This is a genomic window from Nonomuraea sp. N2-4H, from assembly GCF_045291505.1.
GTDB lineage: Bacteria > Actinomycetota > Actinomycetes > Streptosporangiales > Streptosporangiaceae > Nonomuraea > Nonomuraea fastidiosa.
On record NZ_CP147987.1, the window covers coordinates 7,224,124 to 7,248,244 of the forward strand.

The window sequence follows — 24,121 nt, forward strand, 5'->3', positions numbered from 1 at the left end:
GGTGGAGATGGCCACCGGGCGGCGGTGGACGTACGCGGAGTTCGACGCCGCCGTGAACGAGGTGGCGCTCGGCCTGCTGGCGCGCGGCATCGCCAAGGGCGACCGGGTCGGCATCTGGGCGCCGAACTGCGCCGAGTGGGTGCTCACGCAGTACGCCACCGCCAAGATCGGCGCCATCCTGGTCAACGTCAACCCGGCGTACCGCGGCCACGAGCTGGACTACGTGGTCCGCCAGTCCGGCCTGCGGCTGATGATCAGCGCCGTTTCCCACAAGAGCAGCGACTACCGGGCGATGCTGGCCGAGATCGGGTTCGAGGCGGTGGTGTTCATCGGCGAACCCGGCTGGGACGAGCTGGTGGAGACGGGCCGCCGCGCCGATCCGGCCGCCCTGCGCGAGCGCGCCGCCACGCTGTCGTTCGACGACCCGATCAACATCCAGTACACCTCGGGCACGACCGGCTTCCCCAAGGGCGCGACGCTGTCGCACCACAACATCCTCAACAACGGCTACTTCGTCGGCGAGGGCGTCGGCTACACCGAGGCCGACCGGGTGTGCCTGCCGGTGCCGCTCTACCACTGCTTCGGCATGGTCATGGGCAACCTGGGCGCCACCTCGCACGGCGCCTGCGTGGTGCTGCCCTCCGCCGGCTTCGACCCGGAGGCGACGCTGCGGGCGGTGCAGGACGAGCGGTGCACCCTCCCTGTACGGCGTGCCGACCATGTTCATCGCCGAGCTGGGCCACCCGCGCTTCGCCGAGTACGACCTGTCGTCGCTGCGCACCGGCATCATGGCGGGCTCGCCGTGCCCGGTCGAGGTGATGAAGCGGGTGATCGGCGAGATGCACATGAGCGAGGTGGCGATCTGCTACGGCATGACCGAGACCTCCCCGGTGTCCACGATGACCCGGCGGGACGACGGGCTGGCCCGGCGTACCGAGACGGTCGGGCAGGTCATGCCACACCTGGAGGTCAAGATCGTGCATCCGGAGACGGGCCTCGCGGTGCCCCGGGGCGAGCCCGGCGAGCTGTGCACCCGCGGCTACTCGGTCATGCTCGGCTACTGGGACGAGCCGGACAAGACCACCGAGGCCATCGACTCCGCCCGCTGGATGCACACCGGCGACCTCGCCACCATGGACGAGGAGGGCTACGTCAACATCGTCGGCCGCATCAAGGACATGGTGATCCGCGGCGGCGAGAACATCTACCCGCGCGAGGTCGAGGAGTACCTCTACACGCATCCGGACATCGAGGACGTCCAGGTGATCGGGGTGCCGGACGACAAGTACGGCGAGGAGCTGATGGCCTGGATCGTGCTGCGCCCCGGCGCGCCGCCGCTCACCGCCGAGGCGGTCAGGGAGTACTGCGCCGGGCGGCTCGCGCACTTCAAGATCCCCCGGTACGTGCACCTCGTGGACTCCTTCCCGATGACCGTCACCGGGAAGATCCGCAAGGTGGAGATGCGGGAGCAGGCGGTGAAGCTCCTCGGCCTGAACGACGGCCACGATTCTCGCTGACCCTCGGCCCGCCCGGACGCCCCGCCCCGCCGCTCCCGCCGGGCCCTGCCCGCTTCCGCCGGCACGTCCCCCCTCGCTTCCACCGGACCCGCCCCCGCTCGCCGGGCCGGTTTCCGTCCGGCGCTCTCAGGCGGCGGTGTCCGTGTCGGGGGCGTAGCTGGTGAGGACGACGCCCGACGGCCAGACCTCAGACCTGATCAGCTTGAGCGGGTGCGTCGGCGTGTCCTCGAACAGCTGCTGCCCCCGCCCGACCACGATCGGGTGGACGAGCAGATGCAGCTCGTCCAGCAGGCCGTTGGCGAGCAGCCACCGCACGGTCGTCGCCGACCCCGACATCTGCAGGTCGCCCTCGGTCTGCTCCTTGAGCTCGCGCAGCCGGGCGGCGACGTCGCCGGAGATGATCGTCGTGCCTGCCCAGTCGGCCTTCTCCAGGGAGTTGGAGACGACGTACTTGCGCGCCGAGTTGAAGATCTCGGCGATCTCCTTGTCGGTGTCGGTGGTCGTCCAGTAGCTCGACCACTCGTCGTACAGCTTGCGGCCCATCAGGAACCCGGCCGCACTCTCCATCCCGGCCTGCACGAACGCGCCCATCTCATCGCTCCAGTACGGGAAGTGCCACTGGTCCGGCGACTCGACCACGCCGTCCACCGAGATGAAGAAGCTCGACACGATCTTGCCCATGGTTACGCCTCACTTCTGGTCAATGGGAATCCGTCGGTCACGACGTACGAGGAGGCTAGGCGCTCCCGACCTGCCCGGTCTTGTACAGAAACGACAGCATCGAGAGCCCCAGGTTCTCACGCGTGCGGACGGCACTTGACAGGAGTCCACCTCTTATGGCTTGATCAACTCGAACACAAGTTCGATTCATGCGAAGGGATTCCATGCGTTCCTCATCGTCGCGATTAATCCGGCTCGCCGCCCTGCCCTGCCTGGTCGCGGCCGTCGTGCTCGGGCTGCTCGCGCCGGCCGCCACGGCGGCCGCGAAGGCCAAGTCCACGATCAGATGGACGCTCCCCGCGAGCCCCACCGCGCTCGACGCCTTCACGCTGACCGGCCGCCTCAACCTGCCGGGCCTGGAGACGACCGGCCCGCGCCAGATCGTTATCTCGCGGGGGCTGCCCGGCGGCGAGCAGACGCCGATCGCCGAAGTCACCACCGCCGACGACGGCACGTTCAGCGTCACCGACGCGCCGCCGGTCGGCGGCTTCCTCTTCTACAGCGCGCGCTGGGCCGGGGACGACCTCTTCTTCGGTAGCGCGCGGACGATCGAGGTGCCGGTCTACCACCGCCGATCGGGATTCGTCTTCTCCGGCCCCGCCCAGGCCGTCGCCGGGCAGCCGTTCGAGATCTCCGTACGGCTGGACGGCTCGGGCCACGTGCCCACGTCGAACCCCACGGTGTGGGTGTACCGCGCCATCGACGACCTGCCGGTGACCTCGCTCGGGACCGTGACGGTGGCGGACGACGGGACGTTCGCCATCACGGACACGCCCGAGATCGCCGGGCAGTACTCGTACCGGCTCAAATGGGGCGGAGACGCGACCTTCTCCGCCGCGATCGGCTCGCACGCGGTGACCGTGACGGAGCCGGCGGGCTGACCTCCGGCCGGGGCGGAACCGCCGTCACCACGACCACCGCGCTCGTGCGCGGTGGTCGTGCATGTGCCGGGGGCGCGGGTGGTGACTAAGCGCATAGTCACCTCGTAGACTGCTCGTACGAGAACACTCGCGGCAGGGCCACCCGACCAGGTGGCCGGCGGGCACCGCGGGCGGCATCGATACCACGCACTCGGAGGGGGGCGAGGGTCGCGGATGGCCCGACGGCAGGCCCGATTCACCGCGCAGGACTTGGCCGACGATCCCCGGCTGCGCGACCACTCTCCCGAGCTGTGGCGGCCGGACCTCGGGGAGGTGCAGCGCGGCCTGCTGTCGTCGGCGGTGCGCTGCTTCGCCGCCAACGGCTTCCACGCCACGACCACCCGCGACATCGCCGAGTGCGTGGGCCTCAGCCCGGCCGCGCTCTACGTGCACTTCCCATCGAAGGAGCTGGTGCTCTTCGAGGTGATCAGGGCGGGGCACGAGCGGGTGCTCGAGCACATCAGGGACCCGGCGATCATGGAGATCGAGGGTTCGGCCGAGCGGCTGCGGGCGATCGTGTCGGCGTACACGGTGTGGCATGCCCGCCACCACGTGACGGCGCGGGTGTGCCAGATGGAGCTGAACCACCTGACGCCCGAGCACTACGGCGAGATCGTGGAGCTGCGCCACCAGACCAACGGCTACTTCAGGGGCGCGGTGGCGCGCGGCGTGGCGGACGGATCGTTCGCGAAGGTGGACGTCAAGCGGGTCACGCGGGCGATGCTGTCGCTGACCATCGACCTCGTGCGCTGGTACCGGCTCGACGGGCCCGACTCGCCTGAGCAGCTCGGCGAGTTCTATGCCGACCTCGCGCTCAAGCTGCTCGCCCCCGAAGGCTGAAGCCGCCCCACGCCGAACGCCGTCCCACGCCGAACGCCGCCTCACCTCGCGCACACACCGCTCGACGCGGAACGCCGCCTCACCCCGCGCGCACACGCCGCCTGACACCGCGGCCGGTCCACCTCCCGGCACGCGAATAGTCCGGACACCGGTTGACAAGCGGCCGTTCACGGACTGACTATGCGCTTAGTAACCTGGCGGACTCCGATCAACCCCCTGCCCGTCGTGCTCTGGAGGCCCCATTGCATGCCCTGTCGCAGGACCTGACCATCCCTTCGAGCAGACGAACCGCCGACCGGCATGCGTGACCATGCCGTGCCCCCGCCCCGGTCCGCGTCTCAGCCGCACCCCGACCAGCGGCGCGGATCACGTCAGGGCCGACCCACCGCACCTGGACGGACGCACCGATGACCGTGCACACCCCCCTCGCATCGTGCAACGTCTTCCTCGACCTGCTGGCCAGGGAGGCCGCGCCGGTCGAGTTCGAGGAGCCGGTGGCCTCGGCCCGCGCCGCGGGCGCGGACCCCGAGACGCTGGCGCAACTGGAGGCGGCCAAGCTGACGGCGCTGCGGGTGAGCGCCGGCATGCGCAGGCAGGCGCGCCGCGAGGCCGAGCTGACCGCGCTGTTCGACCTGGCCGGCGATCTGGCCGGGCTGCGCGACCTGGACGCGATCCTGGAGGCGATCGTGCGCCGCGCCAGGCGGCTGCTGAGCGCCGACATCGCGTACGTGTCGCTGAACGACGACGAGCGCGGCGAGACCCGCATCCGCATGACGGACGGCTCGATCTCGGCGGCGTTCCGCCGGCTGCGGATCCCGCTGGGCGACGGGCTCGGCGGGCTGGTGGCGCAGACGGCGATGCCGTACAGCACCGATCACTATCTGCGCGACCCGCAGTTCCGGCACCACGCGCACATCGACGCGGCGGTGGCCGAGGAGGCGCTGGTGGCGATCCTGGGCGTGCCGATGCGGGTGGGCAGCCGGGTGATCGGCGTGCTGTACGCGGCCAACCGCACCGAGCGGCCGTTCGCGCCCGAGCAGGCGGTGCTGCTGGGCTCGCTGGCGGCGCACGCGGCGCTGGCCATCGACAACGCGCGGCTGCTGGCGGAGACCAGGGCCACGGTGGAGGAGCTGAACGCGGTCAACGCCTGGCTCAAGGCGCGCGGCGCGGCGATCGAGCGGGCGGCGCAGGCGCACGACCGGATGACGGCGCTGGTCGTCAAGGGCGGTGACGCGGCGGACGTGGCGGCGGTGGTCACGGAGGTGCTGGGCGGCACCCTGTACGTGCTGGACCCGGCCGGCCGCTGCCTGGCGACGTCGGGCGATCCGGACGGCGCGCCGCTGCCGGAGGACGAGCTGGCCGCCGTCACCGGCGCGGCGCAGCCGAGGGGCGGTACGACGCGGCACGGCGACCTGTGGGTCACCCCGATCTCGACGCCCGGCGAGGCGCTGGGCACGCTGGTGCTGCGCAGCGGGGCGGAGCTGGACGACGCCGACCGGCGCATCCTGGAGCGCGCCGCGCTGGTGACCGCGCTGCTGATGCTGCTGCGCAGGAGCCCGGCGGAGGCGCAGGCGCGGGCACAGGGCGAGCTGCTCGACGACCTGCTGGACGGCAAGGCGGCAGGCGCCGCCGGTGACAGGGCGGCGCTTGAGGCGCGGATGCGCCGCGCGGGCCTGGAGCGGAACGTGCCGTACGTGGTGCTGTCGGCCCGCTGCGCCTCGTCTCGGTCTCGCGGGCGCGCCGCGTTCTGGGCGGCCTCGTACGCGGCGGCGGCCCGCGGGCTGGCGGCGGCGCGCGGCGAGGAGGTCGTGCTGCTGCTGCCCGGCGACGCGCCTGGCGAGATCGCGCGCCGGGTCGCCAAGGAGCTGGGCGCGGCGCTGGCGGCTCCGGTGACGGTCGGCGGCGCGGGCCCGGTGCGCGAGCTGTCCGGAGTGCCCGCCGCGCACCGGGAGGCCAGGCGCTGCGCGGACACGCTGCTCGCGCTCGACCGTATGGACGACGGGGCCGACGCCGGTGAGCTGGGCTTCGTCGGCCTGCTGATCGGCGCGCACCGCGACGCCCGCGGCTTCCTGGAGGCGACGCTCGGTCCGGTGCTGGACTACGACGCGCGGCGCGGCACGTCGCTGGTCAGGACGCTGGAGACGTACTTCGGCTGCAGATGCGCGCTGTCGCGGACGGCCGAGCGGCTGCACGTCCACATCAACACCGTTCACCAGCGGCTGCATCGGGTGAGCCGCCTGCTGGGCGAGGACTGGCAGGAGCCGGAGCGGGCTCTGGAGATCCAGCTCGCGCTCCGCCTGCACCGGCTGCGGAGCTGACCCGCGCGGCGATGAGGTGGCGGGCGGTCCCCCAGATGCCGCGCCGGAACAGCAGCACGATCACGATGAAGATGGTGCCGGTGACGATGCCGATGCCCTCGAAGCCGGAGGTGGCGAGGAAGTCCTGGAGCTGGACGACGATGGCCGCGCCGATGGCCCCGCCCCACAGCGTGCCGATGCCGCCGAGGATGACCATCATCACGACCTGCCCTGAGGTGGTCCAGTAGAGGCCGTCGAGCGAGGCGAAGCCGTGCCCGATGGCGAAGACGCCGCCCGCCACGCCGGACAGCGCCGCCGACAGCACGAACGCGAGCAGCCGGTAGCGCTCGACGGGGTAGCCGAGCGCGCGGGCGCGCGAGGGGTTGTCCCTGATGGAGACCAGCACCCGGCCGAACGGCGAGCGTACGATCCGCCAGGCGGCCGCGAGGCCGGCCAGCACGAACGGCAGGCCCGCGTAGTAGAAGGAGAACGGGTCGTACAGGTCGAGGCCGAACAGCTCGCGCGGGATGCCCTGCAGGCCGTTCTCGCCGCCGGTGACGTCGCGCCACTGGTTGGCCAGGAAGTACAGCATCTGGGCGAAGGCCAGGGTGACCATGGCGAAGTAGATGCCGGTCAGGCGTACCGACAGATAGCCGATCGGGAGCGCGAGCAGCGCCGCGAAGGCCGCGCCGCCGAGGATCGCCACCGGAAAGGGCAGCCCGCCGTGCAGCACGAGCAGCCCCGTGCAGTACGCTGACCCGCCCCAGAACGCGGCGTGCCCGAACGACAGCAGCCCGGTGAAGCCGAGCAGCAGATCCACGGCCGCGGCGAACAGCGCCCAGCAGGCGATGTCCAGCGCGACCGGCGGGTAGATCAGCCACGGCAGGACGAGCGCGGCGACGAGCCCGAGCGCCAGGAGCACGATCCCGCCCCGGTCCGAGCGGGCCAGCCTGGACATGATCACCGGTACGCCTCCTCGCGTCCGAACAGCCCGGCGGGCCGCCACAGCAGCACGGCGGCCATGAGGATGAAGACGAGGATCTGGGAGAGCGCGGGCACGTACAGGTTGCCCAGCGCCGACACCAGCCCTACGGCGAACCCGGCGGCGACCGAGCCGAACACCGAGCCGAGCCCGCCGATCACGACGACGGCGAAGACCGTGATGATGAGGTCGGCGCCCATGAGCGGGTTGACCGCGCGCATGGGTGCGGCCAGCACCCCGGCGAACGCGGCCAGCGCGATGCCGAAGCCGAAGACCGGCGTCACCCAGCGGCCGACGTCGATGCCGAGCGCCCTGGTCAGCTCGGGCCGCTCGGTAGCGGCCCTGACGATCATCCCGACGCGGGTCCTGGTGAGCACCACCCACACGACGAGGCACATCAGGACCGAGACGCCGAGCACGAACACCTGGTAGGCCGGGTAGGTGAACAGCCCCAGGTCGACGGTGCCCTCCAGGGCGGGCGGCCGGGGGTAGGGCTGGGAGTTGACGCCGTACTCGCGGCGTACGAGGTCCTGGAGGATGAGCGCGAGCCCGAACGTGAACAGGAAGTTGTAGAGCGGGTCGAGCGGCGCGAGCCGCCGGATGAACAGCCGTTCCAGCACCGCGCCGGCCACGCCGAGCAGCAGCGGCACCAGCGCGAGCGCCACCCAGAAGGTCAGCCCGAACGAGTCGAGCGCGATGAACGCGCCGAACGCGCCGAGCATGTAGAACGCGCCGTGCGCGAGGTTGACCACGCCGAGCATGCCGAAGATGACGGCGAGGCCGAGGGCGAGCAGGGCGTAGAACGACCCGCCCACCAGCCCGTTGAACGCCTGCTGGAGCACGCCGGCCGCCTTACAGCTTGCAGGCCGGGTCGGGCTGCGGCTGGAACGCCTCCGCGGCCGGGATGGTCTTGAGCACCTTCTCGTAGTCGTACGGCTCCTTGACCTCGCTCGCCGCTTTGACCTCGGTCAGGTACGCGTCGTGCAGCAGCAGGTGGTCCTGGGCGCGGATGGTGCCGTTGCGGACGAACACGTCCTCCATGGAGTGGCCTTCGAGCTGCGCGACCACCTTGTCGGAGTTGTCGGTGCCGGCGCGCTGCACGGCCTCCAGGTACTGCAGGGCGGCCGAGTAGTTGGCGGCCATGTTGGAGGTGGGCCGCTTGCCGGTCTTGGCCTGGAACTTGTCGGCCCAGGCGCGGGTCTTGTCGTCGTAGGTCCAGGTCCACATGGTGGTGTAGCGGGTGCCGGCCAGGGCGTCGGGGCCGAGCGAGTGGATGTCGCTCATGGACAGCAGGCCGAGCGCGAGCTGCACGCCCTTGTCGCGCAGCTTGTACTCGTTGTACTGCTTGACGAGGTTGATCAGATCGCCGCCGGCGTGCATGGTGCCGAGGACCTGCGGCTTCGGGTCGAGTTCTGGGGCTTTGAGCAGGAACGTGGAGAAGTTGTCGTTGGGGAACGGCGTCGGGTCGGCCTGCACGACGGTGCCGCCGGCGGCCTGGATGGCGGAGCCGAACGTCTTGTTCATGTCCTGCCCGAAGGCGTAGTCGGGGTAGACGATGTACCAGTTCTCGCCGCCGTCCTTGGTCACCTCGCTGCCGGTGCCGTGGGCCAGCATGTAGCTGTTGTAGCCGTAGTGGAAGGTGTACTTGTTGCACGCCTTGCCCTCCAGCTCGGTGCTGGCGGCGCCGACGTCGATGAAGACCTTCCGCTTGTTCTTGGCGACGGTGGCGACGGCGAGCGCGGCCGACGAGGTGGGCACGTCGAGGATGACGTCGGCGTGCTCGCGGTCGTAGAGCTCCTGTGCCTTGGAGTTGGCGATCTCGGGCTTGTTCTGGTGGTCGGCGGCCACCACCTCGACCTTCTTGGCCACGGCCTGGTCGCCGTACTTGGCGCGGTAGTCGTCCACCGCCATCTTGACGGCCTCGACCGTGCTGCGGCCCGAGGTGTCGGCGTAGATGCCCGACTGGTCGTTCAGCACGGCGAGCACCACCCCGCCGTCGCTGATCGCGCCGCCGCCACCGCCGGGCCCGCCCCCGCAGCCGGCCAGCACCAGCGTCGCGGCGGCCAGCCCGCCGCTCCAGCCCGTGATTTTCATGTGCGGCATCTCCCGTTCTGTCTCGCTCAGGGGTGGCGGGTCGTCAGATTCCGAGGTATTCGAGGAGCTGGTGCTCGCGTTCGCGTACCTGGTCGCGGTCGAGCGCTTCGACGATCCGCCCTTCCGCGAGCAGGTAGTGGCGGTCGGCGACGGACGCGGCGAAGTGCACGTTCTGCTCGACCAGCAGCACCGTGGTGCCCGCCGCCCGCACCTCGCGCAGGATCTCGCCGATGCGCTGCACGAACAGTGGCGACAGGCCCTCGGTCGGCTCGTCGCAGAGCAGCAGCCTGGCGCCGGTGCGCAGCACCCTGGCGAGCACGAGCATCTGCTGCTCGCCGCCCGACAGCGTGGTGCCGGGCGCGCGGCGGCGCTCCTTCAGGTGCGGGAACGTCTCGTAGATCCGATCGAGCGGCCAGGGCCTGGGGCCGCCCCTTTCACCTTGGCACTGCCCTTGACCAAGGGGGCGAGCAGCAGGTTCTCCTCCACCGACAGGGTCGCGTAGATGCCGCGGTCGTCGGGGACGTAGCCGAGGCCGCGCCGGGCCCTGAGGTGCGCGGGCAGCGCGGTGATGTCCTCGCCGTCCAGCGTGATCGTGCCGGACGTCCTGCCGTACGTGCCGTGCAGGCCCATCAGGCAGCGCAGCAGCGTGGTCTTGCCCGCGCCGTTGCGGCCGACCAGGGTGACGATCTCGCCCTCGTCCACGCGCAGCGACGCCTCGCGCAGCGCCTGCGCCTCGCCGTACCAGGCGGACAGCCCGTCAACGCGCAGCATCGGAGTCTCCGAGGTAGGCGGTGATGACGCGGGGGTCGTGGCGGATCTCGGCGTACGCCCCTTCGACCAGCACCTTGCCGTGCTGCAGCACGGTCACCCGGTCGGCGAGGCTGGCGACCACGTTCATGTTGTGCTCCACCATGACGACGGTGCGGCCGGCGCGGATCGTGCGGATGAGCTCGATGGTGCGGTCCACGTCCTCGACGCCCATGCCGGCGGTGGGCTCGTCGAGCAGCAGCACCTTGGGGTCCATGGCGAGCGCGAGCGCGAGCTCCAGGGCTCTTTTGCGGCCGTACGACAGCGAGCCGGCCGGGACGCCGGCGTGACCGGCGAGCCCGACCCGGTCCAGCAGCTCGGCGGCGGGAGCGGCGAAGCGGGCCAGCGCGCGGTCCGAGCGCCAGAACCGCCAGCCGAGCCCGGTCGGGCCGGCCAGCGCCAGCTCCACGTGCTGCTGCGGGGTGAGGTCGGGGAACAGGCTGGTGATCTGGAACGAGCGGGCCACACCGAGCCGGCTGATCGCCTCGGGGCTGCGGCCGACCAGCTCCCTGTGCCCGTCGATGACGACGCTGCCCGCGGTCGGCTTGAGGAAGCCGGTGAGCAGGTTGAACAGGGTGGTCTTGCCGGCGCCGTTGGGCCCCACCAGGGCGTGCACGCTGCCCTCTGCCACGTCGAGGTCCACGCCGTCCACCGCGCGGAAGCCGCGGAACTCCCTGACCAGGCCGCGCGCCCGCAGGACGGGGACGGCGGGCGGGCTCTCCGCCTGCGCCGCGGAACCCGTGGGGCCTGCTTCCATGCGCCCTCCTCACGCGTCACAACGCGACTGCGGACACCGTGAACGCTAGGTCGCGCCTGCGACGGCGGACCAGGTGAGACACCCACACATTCGGACCGCCCGCCTTGCGGCGACCCACACCGTTTCGCGGCTTCCACGGCCTTAAGCGGCTTTCGGGGCGTCCGATCCGGCTCTCATCGGGGTCACCGGTGGACATCACCTCCACAGGTCGCCGCCGAACAGTGGTGACGACGTACGTCGCCGCGCCGGGAACGCTGGATCAGCATGGCGTCCGTCCGACCGATGGGAGCCGCACATGCCTTCGTCCCCGCGTCCGTCATTTCGCCTGATCTCCCGCAGATCCGCCGCGCTCTCGGCGCTCCTCGCGGCGGTGGCGGCGATCCCCCTGACGCCGGCGGCCTCCGCCGCCTCCTCCGCCTCCGCCGCCTCTGCCTCCGCCGCGGACGCCCGTTGCGCCGGGATGCACCGGCTCCGCGTGCCCGGCGCACAGCACCAGGTCGCCGCCTGCCTGGACGACCTGACGACGGCGGGCACGGTCGCCTCAGGCCACACCGACCCCGCCGACTGGCAGGGCCTGCACGCGGCGGCCACCCGCAACCCGAGCGGCGTGCCCGGCATCCAGATCGACGGCTACTTCCACGACACCTCCACCTTCAACCCCACCCACGGCTGGAACCACGACGCCCAGTTCGTCATCCGGCTGCCCGAGAAGTGGAACGGCGGGCTGGTCGTCGCGGGCGCGCCGGGCAACCGCCGCCAGTACGCCAACGACTTCACGATCTCGGACTACGTGCTGGCCAAGGGCTACGCCTACGCCTCCACCGACAAGGGCAACGTGGACGCCGGCTTCTACCACGACGGCAAGCGGCCGGGAGACGCCATCCTGGAGTGGTACCGCAGGATGACCGAGGTGACCGTCGCCGCCAAGGCCACCGTGGCCCGCCGCTACGGCAGGCAGCCGCGCAGGACGTACGCGATGGGCATCTCCAACGGCGGCCAGCTCGTCCGCTGGGCGCTGGAGAACCACCCCGAGCTGTACGACGGCGGCGTGGACTCCGAGGGCACCTACTGGCCGCCGGGCAAGCGGCGCAACGCGCTGACGTACCTGCCGGTGGCGCTGCGCGAGTACCCCAAGTACCGGCTGGCGGCGACGAGCGGGCCCACGCGGCGATGCTGAAGGCGGGCTTCGCCCCCGGCTCGGAGTTCCTGTGGGAGTTCAACTACACCGTCCTGTGGGACGGCACCCAGCGCCGCTACCGCGAGGAGGTGGACCCGGGCTTCGACGGCGACCTCGACGCGGGCATCCCGTACTGCGCGAGCGGCACCCCCGGCTGCGACGCCGACTACGACTACTTCGCCAGGCCGAAGAGCGTGCACGACGCGGTGACGCGGGCCTCGCACTCAGGACGCATCGGCAAGCCGCTGCTCACCGTGCAGGGCACGCTCGACACGCTGCTGCCGATCGAGGTGCACGGCGACGCGTACGCCGACGCGGTGCGGGGGCAGGGCCGTGGCGCTCTGCACCGCTACTACCGCATCGAGGGCGCCTCCCACCTCGACCTGGAGTACGACATGTTCCCCGACCGCATGCGGCCGCTGCTGCCGTGCATGCGGAGCGCGTTCGAGGCCCTGGAGCGCTGGGTGGACGGGCACCGGCAGCCGCCGCGCAGCGCCACCATCCCCCGCCAGACCACCGGCGACGTGGTCAACACCTGCTCGCTCAGCCGACCGTCAACTTGACGGTCCCGTGCCGACAGGGCCTGCTCGACCACGGACACCGGGCTCCCGCCGGTCGGTGGCGTCGGCAGCCACAGCCGCGCCTTGCGGTGATCGACGAGCAGGAGCCGCCCGTCCGGGGCGGGCTGCCGCGCCAGCCGGTCCCGGTGGCCTTCCGTCACGATGCTTACCTCCGCGCCGGGCCGGACAGGCGGTCGAGCTGGTCGGGGTCGATCTCCCCGGCCTTGCAGGGCGGCGGTCAGCCGTTTGGTGAGGAAGTCCTCCAGCGCGCCGGGCAGGGTGAGACCGGCCGCGGCGAGCGCGGGGTCGGTGAGCGCGGCGGTGTAGTACGCGGTCCACGCCAGCGAGTCGAGGCGGCTCTGCTCGTCGGACGGCACGATCGTGGCCGGCACGGCGGTGATCCAGGCGCCGACGTCGGCCCCGCTGGTGAGCGGGCGGCGCTGGATCGTGCGGCCCGGCTCGCCGATCGGGTCCACGGCGAGGACCGGGCGGGTGCGGGCCGGCGGCGCGATGGCGTAGTACCTGTCGCGGGCGGAGCCGCTGGTGAAGGCGGACGGCTGGTCGGGCACGCGACCCCCTTGGTTTGAATACAGTTGCATCCAAACCCCCTGCGGCCGCCTCCGCGCGGCCGAGTAGAGTCGGCCACGTGGATCTTGACGACACCGCCTCCCGGCTCGGGGTCCCACTCGCGGACGTCGAGCGCGTGCACCGTCTCGCCGCCGACCTCCCATCGGCGCCGCTGCCCGACAAGGCAGACGCGCCCGCGATCCTCGAACGCCTCGCCGTACGTCCCGACGACGCCGCCGAGATCATGGAGGGCTGGCCCGACCCCGGCTCCCCGCTGTGGACCCCGGAGCTGCGCTGGCTGCTCGACCGCTCGATCGCCCTGGTGCGCGCCGACCTCGGCGGCTACGGCTGGCTCGTGCCCGGCCCCGAGCTGCCCGAGATCGCGGGCCCGCCTGGCGGCACCTGTACGTCTACGCCTACCTCGCCCTGGTCGGCGTCGTCCTCGACTACCACCGCGACCACGGCGTCCCCGAGCAGGTGTCCTGGACGACACTCGCCGACCTGGGCCGCAACCTCGCCATCGACCGGCGCATGAACCGCGAGGGCTGGCCGGTCATGCAGGCATGGCTGACCCTCCACGTACGCGGCGGCATCTACGAGCTCGGCCGGTTGCAGTTCCACCGCGGCGACGGCGCCATCAACCTGCACATCCCCGAGTCGGGGCCGCTGACGCCCGAGGCGGTCGCCGCCTCGCTCGACGAGGCCCGGGCGTTCTTCCCGCGCCACTTCCCGGACGAGCACTACACGTCCTTCACCTGCGGCTCGTGGCTGCTCGACCCGCAGCTACGCGAGTACCTTCCCGAGGACTCCAACATCGTGCGGTTCCAGAGCATGTTCGAGCTGGAGCCGTACAAGGAGCCCGAGGGGCTGGACGCCGACGTGGAGGTGCTGCGGTTCGTGTTCCGCACGCTGAGCACGCCGCTCGACCAGTTGCCGCGCCGCACGGCGCTGCAGCGCGCCGTCATCGACCACCTCAAGGCCGGCCGCCACTGGCAGTGGCGCACCGGCGGCTTCCCGATCTGAGACCGGGGCGCGTTCACGAGCGATCCGAGTTTGCGGTCGATTGAGGCCATCAAGTGGCCGCACCCCTGGAGAGCATGCGTGCATCCCTTCATCAGGGCCGGCCCTTCCGTCGAAGGGCCGGCCCGTCGCGTGGAAAGGACGCACCATGACCGCGATGCCCGACGTGCCTGCCGGCGCGAACACCGTGAACCCGTTCATCATCACCGACGACGCCGCCACCGTGATCGACTTCATCGTCGACGTGTTCGGGGCGAAGGACGTACCCGAGGCCCGCACGCTCGACACGGACGGGCTCATCCTGCACTCCGAGCTCCGCCTGGGCGACTCGCTGCTGATGGTGGCCGACCGCAAGCCCGGCTGGCCGTTCACGCCGGCGTTCACCCGCGTGTACGCAGACGACGTCGAGGCCACCCTGGCCAGGGCGCAGGCGCGGGGAGCGCGCATCGTGACCCGCCCGACCGGCTTCTTCGGCGAGACGCTCTCCCGCTTCCAGGACCCCTCGGGGAACCTGTGGTGGGTGTACCGCCACGACCCGTCGGCCGCCGCCACCTCCTCCGGCTGGTCCGATGAGTCCGGCGGGGAGGGCTCGTGGTCCGAGGAGCCCGGCGACGGCGGCGGCGCGGAGGACTGGTCGAGCTTCAGCACGCCGGAGCTGGAGTACATCCACCAGACGCTGATCGACACCATGAGCTCACTCCGCGATCCCAAGACCCGCTAGGCGCGCCCGGAGTAGGGTGCAAGTGCCGAAGATCGGCCGATTCGCCTAAGAGGAGGACATCATGAACATCGGACTCCCCGAGCTGATCATGATGCTGGTGTGGTGGGTCATTCCGGGGGTGATCGGCCTCATCCTCGTCTACTGGACGGTCAGGATGGCGATCAGGCACGAGCGGCGCGCGATGCAGCGCGAGGTGGCGCAGCAGCCGCCACTGGATCGCCGCATGTAGCCGGGCGTACCCTCCTCTCGAGGAGGATCACGTGCCCACGCCAGTCGCCCGGTTCACGGCGGAGAGCCTGCCCGTCGAGGTGTACGCCGGCGAAGCGGACCTCGGAGCCGCCGCAGCGGAGCGCGCCGCCGCGACGATCCGGGACGCGGTGGACCGGCGCGGCGCCGCCCGCGTCGTCTTCGCCACGGGCAACTCCCAGTACGCGTTCACCGACGCGCTGCGCGAACAGAAGATCCCCTGGGACCGGGTGACGGTCTTCCACATGGACGAGTACGTCGGCATCGCCGCCGATCACCCGGCCTCGTTCCGGCGCTGGATCAAGGAGCGCATCGCGGCCCCGTTCGCGCCCGCCGCCGTCCACTACATCGACGGCGACGCCGCCGGCCCGAGGCCGAGTGCGCCCGCTACGAGGCCGAGCTGCGCGCGCTCCCGCTCGACCTGGTCTGCATGGGCGTCGGCGAGAACGGCCACCTCGCCTTCAACGAGCCCCATCAGGCGCGCTTCGACGACGACCGCTGGGCCCGGGTGATCACGCTGGACCTGCGTTCTCGCGAGCAGCAGGTCGGCGAGGGCCACTTCGCCACCGTCGATGAGGTGCCCGCCACCGCGATCTCGCTCACCGTCCCGGCGCTGCTGGCCGCCGGCGCGGTGCAGGTGTGCGTACCCGAGCGGCGCAAGGCCGCGGCGATCGCCGCCACGCTCAACGACCCGGTCTCACCCGCCTGCCCCGCCACGATCCTGCGCCGCACCCCGCACGCCACGCTCTTGCTCGACACGGACTCCGCCGGCGCGATCGACCTGCCGCGGATCGACCTGCCACGGTGATCCTCACCGGCGGACGGGTGCCGCTGCCCGAAGGCGTACGCGACGGCGATGACGTCTCCGCCACCGAGGTGTCGTCCATCCGCCGCACCCTGCACGCGCTCACCGAGCCCGAGGAGGTCCTCCGGCAGGTCGCCGACCCCGAGGTCCGGGTGATCACACTGACGATCACCGAGAAGGCGTACGAGTCCACCGCGCCGGAGAGCCCGATCGGCCTGCTGGCCGCCGGACTGTCGCGCCGGGCGGCCGCCGGCGCCGGCCCGGTCGCGGTGGTGAGCTGCGACAACCTGCTGTCCAACGGCGCCCGGCTGCGCGGGCCGTGTTGCGGGCGGGGGCGCGGTTCGTCGCGGACGTGGAGCCTACGAGCGGGCCAAGCCGCCGCCCACGGCGTACGGGAGGCCCTGGCCCGCGCGTGATCGCCGCGCGAAACGTAGGCTCGGCGGTCATGACGAGAATCGCGCGATACGGAAAGTTCGTCGCCCACGACGGGCGGGCCCAGGAACTGGCCGAGATTCTGCTCGACGCCGCCGCCAAGCTCGACGCCGACCCCGGATGCGAGCTGTACCTGATCAACCGGCAGGCCGACGCGCCCGACGTCATCTGGGTGACGGAGATCTGGCGCAGCGAGGCCGACCTCAAGGCCTCGCTGCGGCAGGTGTCCGGCAGCCCGGAGGCCGCCGCGGCGATGCGGCTCGTCCGCTCGGCCGAGATGATCGAGCTGGACCTCCTGGGCGGCTCCGGCCTCCCCGCCCCAGGCCCTGCCACTCCCTGACCGCCGCAGCGCCTGAGCCGCCGTTGTCACCGCGCTCCTCCGTGTGATCGACCTCACACGCGTCCGGGCTCACGCTCGGCGCCGGGCCTCCCGTCCGTGACGGTGTTAGCGCCCGCACAAGGGAGGACGAGATGGCATCCACGAATCAGACGATCGTCGTGCTCGGTGGCGGATACACCGGCGTCATGTGTGCGATACGGCTGGCCAGGCGCACTCGCCGTACCGGCGCCCGGGTGGTGCTGGTCAATCCGACGGATCGGTTCACCGAGCGGCTGCGGTTGCATCAGCTCGCCACCGGGCAGGAGCAGGCCGACCATCGCATCCCGGCGCTGCTGCGCGGCACCGAGGTCGAGTTCGTACGCGGCCGGGCGGTCCACATCGCTCCCGACGAGCGCGAGGTGCGCATAGCGGACGGAGAAGGCGAGCGGACGCTGGGCTACGACTACCTGGTGTACGCGATCGGCGGCGTCACCGACACCAGCGTGCCGGGGGTGGACGGGCACGCGTACACGCTGGACACCGCCGAAACGGCGAGCAGGTTCGCCGAGCGGCTGGCCGAGCTGGACCGACGGGGCGGCGGCACGGTCGCGGTCGCCGGCTCCGGGCTGACCGGCGTCGAGTCGGCGGCCGAGATCGCGGAGAGCCACCCGAAGCTCCAGGTGGTGCTGCTCGGACGCGACGAGCCGGGCTCCATGATGGGGCCGAAGGCGCGGGGCTACCTGCGGCAGGCGCTGGACCGGCTCGGCGTGCAGGTGCGTACCGGGGTCAAGGTGGCGAAGGCGCTGCCGGAGGCGGTGGAGCTGGACGGCGGCGAGCTGCTGCCGGTGGACGCGCTGCTGTGGACCGCCGGTGTGGTGGGCGCGCCGCTGGCGCGCGAGTCCGGCCTGGAGGTGGACGACAGGGGCCGGGTGGTGGTGGACGCGACCCTCGCCTCGGTCTCGCACCCGTCGGTGTACGCCGTCGGCGACGCCGCCGCGGTCCGCCAGTCGTGGGGCGAGCTGCACGGCACCTGCCAGAGCGGCATCCCCACGGCCGTGCACGCCGCCGACGCCATCGCCCGCAGGCTGCGCGGCAGGAAGCCGGGGGTGTTCCGGTTCGGGTACGTTCATCAGCCCACCAGCCTGGGCCGCCGCGACGCGGTCATCCAGTTCACCCGCCCGGACGACTCGCCGGGCCGGTGGTACCTGACGGGACGGCTGGCGGTGGCGTACAAGGAGGCGGTGACGAGCAGCCCCGCCAAGATCTACCGCCTGTCGCGCCGGCTCACCATCCCGGCGCGGACGATGTCGCGTACGGGCGGGCGGGCCAACCGGCCGGTCGGGTACCGGGGCCGCTGACGAACGTGAAGGGCGCGCACAGCCCCACCGGCGACCATGCGCGGGCGCCTTGCCGCCCCTTCGCGCCTACAGCGCCATCCAGTCGTATTGAGGTGTCCGCTTTTCGTCGACCACGCCGTCGCGCACCTCCCAGCTCAGCGTCTGCCCCCGCTCCTTCGAGATCATGAAGAGGCCCATTGGCCGGTGCTCCCCTGCCGAGGACAGTTCCGCGAGCTGTTCGACCTTCTCCCGGACCTTAAAGAGCAGGCCCTCCCTGACGTCGGCCCCGTAGAACAGAAAGGTCGTCCAGTTGACCTGCCTCGTCGGCCAGAACCAGCCGCCGGCGTAGAAGTCGTTGGGCGGAGATCGCAGGGATGACGGTCTCGGTCTGGCCGCCTGTCAGCTTCCAGGGACCAGCCCGCCGAGCTTGTCCGGGTTGCTGATGAGGTGGATCGTGTGCACGGCCCCGCCGACCAGGTGGAGGGTGACCGCGGCGACCGGGGTCGTGCCCGAGTAGATGACGATGCCGGGCCCGCCGTTGACGTCCACGATCTCCGAACGCGGGTCGGGCGGCATGCGGCCCGCGAACGTCACCAGCGCACGCGCCACCAGCTCCAGGCCCACGATGGCCTTGCGCGGCGCGGGCGCCTTGCCGCCGCCGTCGCTGACCAGCGTCACCTCGGGCGCGAGCACGGCCATGAGCCCGGCCAGGTCGCCGCCCGCCGCCGCGGCGATGAACCGCTGGGTCACCTCGACCATCCTGGCCCGGTCGGTGTCGTATTTGACGCGCCGCTGCTCGACGTGCTCGCGGGCGCGGCGGGCGGTCTGGCGTACGGACGCCTCGCTGCGCCCGACCATCTCGGCGATCTCCGTGTACGGGTACCCGAACGCCTCGTGCAGCACGAACACCGCCCGCTCCAGCGGCGACAGCGATTCCAGCAGCACCAGCACGGCCGTCGAGACGGTGTCGTCGAAGGCGACCTTCTCGGAGACGTCGGGCGTGGTGAGCACGGGCTCGGGCAGCCAGGGCCCGACGTACTCCTCACGCCTGGCCTGGGCGCTGCGCAGCCGGTCGATCGCCACGCGGGTCACCACCCGCACGAGGTACGCCTCGGGGTCGGCCACCTCGCCTGGGTCCACGGCCGACCAGCGCAGCCAGGCGTCCTGTACGACGTCCTCGGCGTCGCCGACCCGGCCCAGCATGCGGTAGGCGATCGCGAACAGCCGGCCGCGATGCTCACCGAAGACCCGGCCCGCCTCGGACAGGTCGGCCTCCGTCACCTCAGACGCCTCCGCTCACCAGAGCCGGACATGTCGATCGACCTCTCCTGCCGCCTGCGCGATCGGAGCCCGATGCTAGTCCATGCGCACGTCACGAGCGCACCAAGCCCGGGTGCGTATCTCAGCCAAGGTAAGAGCTGCGTATCACGACGCGAACTTCTGGGTCACGCACTGCGATCTTCGCGGGTCGGGTGGGGTGCGAAGATCCCTCCCCATACCCTGACCAGGCAGCATCGCCGGGTGTGGCCGGAAGGTCTCGGGGGCGGCCGCGTAGCGGGCGGTGCACGCGGTCATTTCCCCCCTGGCCGGACCTCTTCACGATCCCCCGGGGGACAGACCACTCAGTGGTCATTCGGTTGGAGGATGCTTGAACGCGCCGTACACCGATTTCATACCGCTCCTAGTATTGGCCGTCGTCGTGGCGGCCTTCCTCACCCGCAAATCCCGCCAGAAGACCTGGCCGATCAGGGTGCTCCTGGTCACCGCGGCCGCGCTGTGGATGGCCGTGGCCGGCGGGTCGATGTGGATGATGAGCGAGGCCATCGCCCAGCGATTGCCCGAAGTCCAGCAACCGACCCGGCATCCGTGCGCGGGGAAGAAGTGGAGGACGTTCGACGTCTCGCTGATCAACCTGCCGCTGTTCCTCAACCGGTTCGGCGACGTGGTGCCCGAGGGACGCATGTACGTCCTCGACAAGAACATCGACGAGGTGCGCCGGACGTACACGCAGGCGGCGAACCCGATGCAGGGCGGGCTGCGCGATCTCATCGAGCCGCTGGTCCTGCGGGCGAACCAGGGCGACTGCATCAAGGTGAACTTCACCAACCGGCTCAACGAGCCGGCGCCGCCGCTGAACAAGGAGATCCGCAACAACGCGATCTTCACGCTGCCGGGCGAGCGGCTGCTGCCTCCCGGCACGGTGACGCCGAAGCCGCGTGAGTTCGCCCCGGCGCTGAGCGTGCCGGAGATCGACTTCGACCCGGCCAAGGCCCCGAACGCCTCGATGCACTTCGACGGCCTCGACTACGACGTCAAGCGCGCGGACGGCACCGTGGTGAGCAACAACCCGGACTCCACGGCGCGTCCCGGCGAGACGATCACGTACCGGCTGCACGCCGCCATCCAGGGTGAGTTCCAGTTCAAGGACGGCGCCGACTGGACCTCGGTGTCGACCCGCCCGATCGACCGCAACGGCGACGTACGCTTCATCGGCTCGCACGCGTTCGGCGCGTTCGGCGCGTTCATCATCGAGGAGCCTGGGGCGACCTGGGTGGACTCGCGCACCGGCGAGCCGCTGGAGTCCGGCACGCAGGCCGTCATCATCCGGCGGCAGGGCAAGGACTTCCGCGAGCACGTGCTGTTCATGCACGACGAGGTGCAGGCGGAGCCCGGCATCCTCACGCGGTTCTGCCGCGACGACGAGGAGGAGGGTGACACGCAGCCGTCCGAGGGCAGGTCGTGCATCGAGCCCAACAGGCAGCAGCTCAGGCTGCTGACCGCGGGCACGCTGCCCGGTCTCGGCGGTGGCGACGCCGACGCGCTGGTGCAGGGCAAGATCCCGGTCACGGTCGAGTGGTTCGCCTTCAACTACCGCTCCGAGCCCGGCTTCAACCGCGAGGAGGTCGGCTGCCCGGCCGCCAGGCGCGAGGAGCAGGGGTTCGACGCCGAGCGCTGCATCGGTGAGGAGACCTCGCTCTCCTCGTGGACGTTCGGCGACCCCGGCGGCGGCGACCTGGTGATCGGCAACTACCGCGGCGAGCCGACGCAGGTCCGGCTGCTGGCACCCGGCGAGGAGGAGACCCACACCTTCCACTGGCACGTCAACCGCTGGATGTTCGACCCGAACGACGAGGGCGGCATCGACAACATCAGCGATCCCGCCAACGTGACGAGGAAGACCAACCTCCTCGATGTGCAGGCGGTCTCGCCGGGCGCCCACTACCCGCTCATCATCCAGGGCGGCGCGGGGTCGGCGAGCTCCGGCAAGCCGGCGTCGTTCGGCGACATCATCTTCCACTGCCACCTGTATCCGCACTTCGCGGACGGCATGTGGGGGCTCAACCGCACGCTGGAGACGCTGTCGGACGGTACGCGCAGGCAGCCGGACGGCACGCCCACGCTGCGGCTGTTCCCATTGCCCGACCACGACTACCAGCCCAATGTCCCTGGCGTGAACCCGCCACCGGAGCCGACGCCGGAACGGCCGGGCTTCCCGTTCTTCATTCCCGGCGTTTTCGGCTTCAAGGCGCCCAAGCCGCCGCTCGGAGTCGCCTCGCGGACGGAGGACGGCGTCTTCCCGCCGACCCCGCTTGAGCGGGCGGCGGCCGACCCGGGCGGGCTCAAGCCGGGCGCGTTCTTCCAGGACCCGTGCCCTGTGGGCATAGGGGTGAACAAGGTCTACAAGCTCTCGGCCATCCAGCTCAGGCAGGTGTACAACCCCAAGCTGAAATGGACGATCCCACAATCACGGATCTACGTCCTGAATCGCGACAAACGGGCGGTGCTGAACGGTAAGAAACCCGAGCCGTTCGCGCCCATCCTCAACGTGGGCGACTGCGTGGAATACCGGCTGACCAACGAGTTGCCCAGAATATTCGGCGGCAACGTCTTCGACAGGAAGCAGGAGACCAACGAGGTCGGCATTCACCAGCACATGGTGCACTTCGACGTGCTGACCTCCGACGGCACCGCCAACGGGTGGAACTACGACCAGGGCGCCGACCCCGGTGACACGATCATCTACCGGACCTTCGTGCAGGAGAACACGAAGACGAACTCGTTCCACGATCACTTCTTCCCGAACGTGCATCAGAAGAACGGGCTCTTCGGCGGCTCGACCATCCACCCGGCGGGCTGCGTGCCCGATGTGCCGGGCGCCAGGACCCGCGCGGTCGTGGGCACGATCTTCGACGTGCACTGCGAGCCGACCGTCGACTACAACGGCATGCCGACGGACGGCGTCGACTACCGCAACGTCGCGCTGTTCATCGAGGACCACGTCCCGCTGTTCCAGCCGAACGACCCGCGCAGGCGGGACGACGACAAGTTCGAGACCCCGGACGGGGTGCCGATCTTCCCTGCCAAGTTCCCGTCGAGCCACGACGACCAAGGCGGCATGGGGATCAACTACCGGCTCGAACCGTTCGAGGCCCGCAGAAACCGGGATCCGTCACTGCTGTTCAACTCCAAGGTGCACGGTGATCCGTTCACACCGCTGATCAAGGCGTACCGCGGCGATCCGGTGAAGATCCGGCTCTTCCAGCTCTCGCAAGAGGAGTCACACGGATTCAACCTCGACCATTTCCGATGGCGGCGCGAACCACAAGATCCCGGATCGAACGTCATCAGCGCCCAGCACATCAGCATGCTCGAATACTTCGATCTCGATCTGTCGCAAGATCCGCCACCACCGCCGACACCCGATCTGGAGGTGGACGACTACGTCTACGCCTACGCGGGCGCGGACGACTGGTTCCTCGGCGACTGGGGACTGTTCCGCCTGTTCTCGTGCTCCAACCCGCGCAACGGCAAGGCGCCGATTCCAGAACTTCCGGACTTCCCGCGCGACACCTGTACGCATGACAAGCACCATCGCCACACCGAGCTGGCGATCGACGAGGACGAGGCCCGCGCCGGAATGTTCGGGTCCGGCGCCAGTGCGGAGCCGGCACCAGTGCGGGAGCCGGTGCAGGCGTGGGCGCCGGTGCAGGCGTGGGCGCCGGTGCAGGCGTGGGCGCCGGTGCAGGCGTGGGGCCGGCAGGCTGCAGAGCCGCCCGGTGACGCCGTGCCGGACCGGCCAGAACCGCACGTTCAACGTCATCGCCATGAACAGGGACATCGTCTACAACAAGAACGGCGATCACGATCCGAACGGCCTCATGTACGCGCTCGCGGAGGACGAGCGGGCGATACGCGAAGGGAGGAAACAGCCAGAACCCCTCGTGATCAGGGCGAACGCCGGTGACTGCGTGACGGTGAACCTCACCAACAAGCTCGACCCACGCAAGATGCGGCCGCATTGCCATGAGGCGATCGAGCCGGGACAGCTCGGCTTCAGGGAGAACGTGCTGCGCTTCCCGCAGTGCCTGCAGATCCCGCCCAGGAACGAGCAGAACGTTCCCGGCTTCAGGCCGTTCCCGGTGAGCTCCAAGGTATCGATCAGCGCGCAGCTCATCCCAGGGAAGCCGCCCAAATCGGTGGGGCCAGGAAAGACCATCCAGTACCACTGGAACCTGCCCAGGGACCTGACCGGCATGGCGATCCTGCGCGACTTCGCCGACGTGCAGAACCACCTGCACCACGGCCTCTACGGTGCGCTGATCATCGAGGAGCCCGGATCCGAGTACCTCGACCCGAAGACCGGCCGGCCGCTCGCCAGCGGCACCAGCGCCGTGATCACGCATCCCGAGAAGCCGGACTTCCGGGAGAACATCGTGCTGATGAACAGCGACCTTTCGCTGTTCCGCAGGAACGGCCAGCCCGTGCCGGACAACCTCGACCTCGTGCTCCAGCCGAGCAGGCAGGCCGACGACCCGGAGGATCAAGGAGAGTTCTCGATCAACTACACCAACGAGCCCTGGGTCTGGCGCTACCTCAGGAACCAGGACATCACGAAGATCTTCAGCTCGCGGGTGCACGGCGACCCGGCGACGCCGATCTTCGAGGCGTACGCCGGTGACCGGACGGTCTTCCGAGTCGGACAGGCCGTGGGCGACCCGCGCT

At 70.8% G+C, this 24,121-nt stretch carries 22 protein-coding genes and 3 pseudogenes; 17 read left to right on the plus strand and 8 right to left on the minus strand.

Features of this window, described 5'->3' with window-relative positions; translation table 11 throughout:
- Positions 1–7: 7 nt before the first annotated feature.
- The 3 genes and pseudogenes from WBK31_RS33240 to WBK31_RS33250 all read left to right on the plus strand — a co-directional run.
- A pseudogene (locus WBK31_RS33240) lies at positions 8–532 on the plus strand (AMP-binding protein); the annotation flags it as partial.
- Positions 533–659: 127 nt separating this feature from the next.
- Positions 660–1,004: pseudogene (locus WBK31_RS33245) on the plus strand (AMP-binding protein); the annotation flags it as partial.
- A 174-nt stretch (positions 1,005–1,178) separates the two neighbouring features.
- The gene (locus WBK31_RS33250) at positions 1,179–1,517 is read left to right on the plus strand and encodes an AMP-binding enzyme (RefSeq protein WP_406675549.1); all 339 of its coding nucleotides are present in this window, start codon (positions 1,179–1,181) and stop codon (positions 1,515–1,517) included.
- A 126-nt stretch (positions 1,518–1,643) separates the two neighbouring features.
- Here the strand turns inward: WBK31_RS33250 and WBK31_RS33255 are convergent, their stop codons facing one another.
- Positions 1,644–2,198 carry a dihydrofolate reductase family protein gene (locus WBK31_RS33255; protein WP_406673677.1) on the minus strand — a complete coding sequence of 185 codons (555 nt, stop codon included), beginning with the start codon at positions 2,196–2,198 and terminating at the stop codon, positions 1,644–1,646.
- A gap of 203 nt (positions 2,199–2,401) precedes the next feature.
- Here WBK31_RS33255 and WBK31_RS33260 point away from each other — a divergent pair, with 203 nt between their 5' ends.
- From WBK31_RS33260 to WBK31_RS33270, 3 genes are all read left to right on the plus strand, one after another.
- Positions 2,402–3,118, plus strand: coding sequence for a hypothetical protein (locus WBK31_RS33260; RefSeq protein ID WP_364062646.1), 717 nt, complete (start codon positions 2,402–2,404; stop codon positions 3,116–3,118).
- A gap of 213 nt (positions 3,119–3,331) precedes the next feature.
- Positions 3,332–3,997, plus strand: coding sequence for a TetR/AcrR family transcriptional regulator (locus WBK31_RS33265; RefSeq protein ID WP_378786017.1), 666 nt, complete (start codon positions 3,332–3,334; stop codon positions 3,995–3,997).
- Between the two features lie 407 nt (positions 3,998–4,404).
- On the plus strand, positions 4,405–6,315 hold the full coding sequence (locus WBK31_RS33270; RefSeq protein ID WP_406673678.1) for a helix-turn-helix domain-containing protein: 1,911 nt from the start codon (positions 4,405–4,407) through the stop codon (positions 6,313–6,315).
- On the opposite strand, the gene WBK31_RS33275 is transcribed toward WBK31_RS33270, so the two are convergent.
- The 6 genes from WBK31_RS33275 to WBK31_RS33300 are packed head-to-tail and all read right to left on the minus strand — an operon-like array spanning position 6,197 to position 10,934.
- Complete coding sequence (locus tag WBK31_RS33275; protein ID WP_364063259.1) at positions 6,197–7,252, minus strand: branched-chain amino acid ABC transporter permease; 1,056 nt, start codon at positions 7,250–7,252, stop codon at positions 6,197–6,199. The two genes, WBK31_RS33270 and WBK31_RS33275, sit on opposite strands and share 119 nt — an antisense overlap.
- 2 nt (positions 7,253–7,254) lie before the next feature.
- Positions 7,255–8,118 (minus strand): branched-chain amino acid ABC transporter permease, encoded by an 864-nt coding sequence (locus WBK31_RS33280; protein WP_364062638.1) that lies wholly within the window; start codon positions 8,116–8,118, stop codon positions 7,255–7,257.
- Between the two features lie 10 nt (positions 8,119–8,128).
- Entirely contained in the window at positions 8,129–9,370 is a 1,242-nt protein-coding gene (locus WBK31_RS33285) for an ABC transporter substrate-binding protein (protein WP_364062635.1), read from the minus strand.
- A 43-nt stretch (positions 9,371–9,413) separates the two neighbouring features.
- On the minus strand, positions 9,414–9,695 hold the full coding sequence (locus tag WBK31_RS33290) for a hypothetical protein (RefSeq protein WP_406673679.1): 282 nt from the start codon (positions 9,693–9,695) through the stop codon (positions 9,414–9,416).
- 50 nt (positions 9,696–9,745) lie between these two features.
- Complete coding sequence (locus WBK31_RS33295; RefSeq protein ID WP_406673680.1) at positions 9,746–10,141, minus strand: ATP-binding cassette domain-containing protein; 396 nt, start codon at positions 10,139–10,141, stop codon at positions 9,746–9,748.
- Positions 10,128–10,934 carry an ABC transporter ATP-binding protein gene (locus tag WBK31_RS33300; protein ID WP_364062629.1) on the minus strand — a complete coding sequence of 269 codons (807 nt, stop codon included), beginning with the start codon at positions 10,932–10,934 and terminating at the stop codon, positions 10,128–10,130. Before WBK31_RS33300 ends, WBK31_RS33295 begins: the two co-directional genes overlap by 14 nt.
- A 295-nt stretch (positions 10,935–11,229) precedes the next feature.
- On the opposite strand from WBK31_RS33300, the gene WBK31_RS33305 reads away from it, so the two are divergent.
- The 10 genes and pseudogenes from WBK31_RS33305 to WBK31_RS33350 all read left to right on the plus strand — a co-directional run bounded on the left by WBK31_RS33305 (position 11,230) and on the right by WBK31_RS33350 (position 18,139).
- Positions 11,230–12,111 carry a tannase/feruloyl esterase family alpha/beta hydrolase gene (locus tag WBK31_RS33305; protein ID WP_406673681.1) on the plus strand — a complete coding sequence of 294 codons (882 nt, stop codon included), beginning with the start codon at positions 11,230–11,232 and terminating at the stop codon, positions 12,109–12,111.
- On the plus strand, positions 12,105–12,674 hold the full coding sequence (locus WBK31_RS33310) for a 3-hydroxybutyrate oligomer hydrolase family protein (RefSeq protein ID WP_406673682.1): 570 nt from the start codon (positions 12,105–12,107) through the stop codon (positions 12,672–12,674). Before WBK31_RS33305 ends, WBK31_RS33310 begins: the two co-directional genes overlap by 7 nt.
- 378 nt (positions 12,675–13,052) lie before the next feature.
- Complete coding sequence (locus WBK31_RS33315) at positions 13,053–13,190, plus strand: hypothetical protein (protein WP_406673683.1); 138 nt, start codon at positions 13,053–13,055, stop codon at positions 13,188–13,190.
- Between the two features lie 324 nt (positions 13,191–13,514).
- Entirely contained in the window at positions 13,515–14,261 is a 747-nt protein-coding gene (locus tag WBK31_RS33320) for an acyltransferase domain-containing protein (RefSeq protein WP_406673684.1), read from the plus strand.
- Between the two features lie 145 nt (positions 14,262–14,406).
- Positions 14,407–14,979: a VOC family protein gene (locus WBK31_RS33325; RefSeq protein ID WP_364062618.1), complete on the plus strand. Its 573-nt coding sequence runs from the start codon at positions 14,407–14,409 to the stop codon at positions 14,977–14,979.
- 61 nt (positions 14,980–15,040) lie between these two features.
- A complete protein-coding gene (locus WBK31_RS33330; RefSeq protein WP_364062615.1) occupies positions 15,041–15,208 on the plus strand; it encodes a hypothetical protein in 168 nt (55 codons plus the stop codon).
- 148 nt (positions 15,209–15,356) lie between these two features.
- Positions 15,357–16,033 (plus strand): annotated as a pseudogene (locus tag WBK31_RS33335) (6-phosphogluconolactonase).
- Complete coding sequence (locus tag WBK31_RS33340) at positions 16,030–16,446, plus strand: hypothetical protein (RefSeq protein WP_378786011.1); 417 nt, start codon at positions 16,030–16,032, stop codon at positions 16,444–16,446. The pseudogene WBK31_RS33335 and the gene WBK31_RS33340 overlap by 4 nt, the downstream one beginning before the upstream one ends.
- 29 nt (positions 16,447–16,475) lie before the next feature.
- On the plus strand, positions 16,476–16,802 hold the full coding sequence (locus tag WBK31_RS33345) for a putative quinol monooxygenase (RefSeq protein ID WP_378786010.1): 327 nt from the start codon (positions 16,476–16,478) through the stop codon (positions 16,800–16,802).
- A gap of 131 nt (positions 16,803–16,933) precedes the next feature.
- A complete protein-coding gene (locus WBK31_RS33350) occupies positions 16,934–18,139 on the plus strand; it encodes an NAD(P)/FAD-dependent oxidoreductase (RefSeq protein ID WP_406673685.1) in 1,206 nt (401 codons plus the stop codon).
- A 378-nt stretch (positions 18,140–18,517) separates the two neighbouring features.
- Here WBK31_RS33350 and WBK31_RS33355 read toward each other — a convergent pair whose 3' ends face one another.
- Positions 18,518–19,399, minus strand: a complete 882-nt coding sequence (locus WBK31_RS33355; protein ID WP_364062600.1) for an RNA polymerase sigma-70 factor — start codon at positions 19,397–19,399, stop codon at positions 18,518–18,520.
- 406 nt (positions 19,400–19,805) lie between these two features.
- Here WBK31_RS33355 and WBK31_RS33360 point away from each other — a divergent pair, with 406 nt between their 5' ends.
- Complete coding sequence (locus tag WBK31_RS33360; protein ID WP_406673686.1) at positions 19,806–23,363, plus strand: hypothetical protein; 3,558 nt, start codon at positions 19,806–19,808, stop codon at positions 23,361–23,363.
- The last annotated feature ends 758 nt before the right edge of the window (positions 23,364–24,121 follow it).